Origin of the sequence: Alienimonas chondri (assembly GCF_013036045.1) — a bacterium.
Lineage (GTDB): Bacteria > Planctomycetota > Planctomycetia > Planctomycetales > Planctomycetaceae > Alienimonas > Alienimonas chondri.
Map to the genome: position 1 here is coordinate 1 of NZ_WTPX01000310.1, position 2,027 is coordinate 2,027.

1 protein-coding gene is annotated in these 2,027 nt (G+C 69.5%); it reads right to left on the minus strand.

Annotated features, from left to right (window positions below; translation table 11 throughout):
* Positions 1–233: 233 nt before the first annotated feature.
* Positions 234–1,760: a sulfatase gene (locus LzC2_RS21270; protein ID WP_171190027.1), complete on the minus strand. Its 1,527-nt coding sequence runs from the start codon at positions 1,758–1,760 to the stop codon at positions 234–236.
* Between the last annotated feature and the right edge of the window lie 267 nt (positions 1,761–2,027).

Genomic DNA, 2,027 nt, shown 5'->3' on the forward strand with positions numbered 1-2,027 from the left:
GAGAGGGGCTGGGGGTGAGGGGGCATTCACCGTACGACCCTCCTTCACCTCGCCGCCGCTCTCTCGAACGACGCCCGTTCGCCGGTGACCGAGCGTCCCGGACGCTTCAAGCGTCCGGGACGCGGCGTTCGTTCTGAAGGTCCGCAAACGGATGCGGGTGAAGGCTCGCACACCCTCACCCCCGGCCCCTCTCCCTCAAGGGAGAGGGGAGAACGAGCTTCGCTCCTCTCCCGTCATTTGACCGGCGGCGGATACTCTGCCAGCGTCGCCCGCAGTCGGGCGAGAACCTCCGGCCGCTCCGCGGCGAGGTTCTTCGTTTCGAGCGGGTCGGCTTCATAGTCGTATAACTCAAACTCCGCGGGGGCGTCGGGCGCTCGTTGATCGCTCCATTCGACCAGCCGATAGCGTTCGGTGCGGATCGCCCGGCCGAGGCGCCGTTTGGGGTAGGCGTGAAAGGCGTGGTCCCGCACGCGGGCCGCGGGGTCGTTGAGAACCGGCACGAGGCTGACGCCGTCGATCGGTTGCGGCCCGGTCGGGGCGGGCAGCCCGGCGAGTTCGGCGAGGGTGGGATAGACGTCGACGCTCTCGGCGAGTTGCCCGGTCGCTCGGCCCCCGGTGACTTGGCCGCTCGGCACGCCCGGCCCGGCGAACAGCAGCGGGATACGGGTGGCCTGCTCGAAGTTCGTGTGCTTCGTCCAGATGCCGTGATCGCCCAGGTGAAAACCGTGGTCGCCCCACAGCACGACCAGCGTGTTCTCTTCAAGGCCCGAGCCCTCCAACGCCGCCATCAGCTTGCCGACCTGGGCGTCGGTATAGGAAACGCTCGCGTAATACCCGTGCACCAGTTCCTTCGAGAGCGCGGAGCCGGGTTCGGGATCGCCGCCCTCGGGGATCGGTTTGTAGGCGTTGATCTCCCCGCCGCGTTTGATCGCGACCCGCGGGGCGCCGTCCGGCGCCTCGACGAATTCCGCGGCCGGCAGTTCCTCCCGATCGTAAATATCCCAGTACTTCTGCGGCACGCTGAAGGGCAGGTGCGGGCGGGCGAATCCGCAGGCGATGAAGAACGGCGTGCCGTCCGCCTTCCGTCGGGCCAGCGCCGCCTGCATGCGGCGGAGCGTCTCCGCGGCGACGCGGCCGTCGGCGTAGGCGTCGTCCGGCACGTCGGGCGATTCGAACGCCGCCCCCCGCGGCAGCGAACGGATCTTGCCCAGCATCTTGTTTCCGAAGAGCGCTTCCTCCCGCGTCAGCGGACCGCCGACGTTCTCCGGGGCGACGTATTCGATCACCTTCTCTTTGAAGTGCGGCACCGAGAACGACTGCGGATCGCCCGCGTTGCCGTGCCCGATATGGAACACCTTGCCCAGCGACTCCGTCCGATAGCCGTGCGCGGCGAAGTGCTGGGGCAGCGTGACGGCGTTCGGCAGCGCGGCCCGCAGGTCGCTGCCGAGGCCGTAGAGACCGGTCGAGGTGCTGTGCGAACCGAGCATCAACGTGAACCGGCTCGGGGCGCAGACGGCCTGATTGCAGTACGCCGCGTCGAACCGGACGCCGCGGGCGGCGAGCCGGTCGATATGCGGCGTCTTCGCCGCGTCGTCGCCGTAGCAGCCGAGCGTCGGCTTGAGATCGTCCACCAGAATCAGCAGCACGTTCGGCCGTTCGGCGTCGGCCGGGTCGTCCGCGAATCCGCTGACAGGCAGGGCGAACGTCGCCGCGACGGCGAGAGCGAAGGGGAACGAAGCGCGGGCGGGCGGCGAGGTCATGGCGGCGAGCGAGCGAAAGAGCGGGGCGGGCCAGCCTAGCGATCCGAACGGCTCTCCGCCGTCCCTTGAGATCACGCGTCGAAGGGCGGCGCGGTTCGTTCTTCCCCCCTCTCCCTCAGGGAGAGGGGCCGGGGGTGAGGGTGAGCGAACCCTCGCACGCGGTCGGCCAGAGTGTTTCCGAGCGAATGCCGCGTCCCGGACGCTTCAAGCATCCGGGACGCTCGGTCACTCAGCGGTCGGGCGCCGCTCCCCCCTCACCCCCAGCCC

Excerpts from the sequence above, each read along its gene's own strand:
- LzC2_RS21270 (WP_171190027.1), bottom strand. The coding sequence starts at position 1,760 with ATGACCTCGCCGCCCGCCCGCGCTTCGTTCCCCTTCGCTCTCGCCGTC.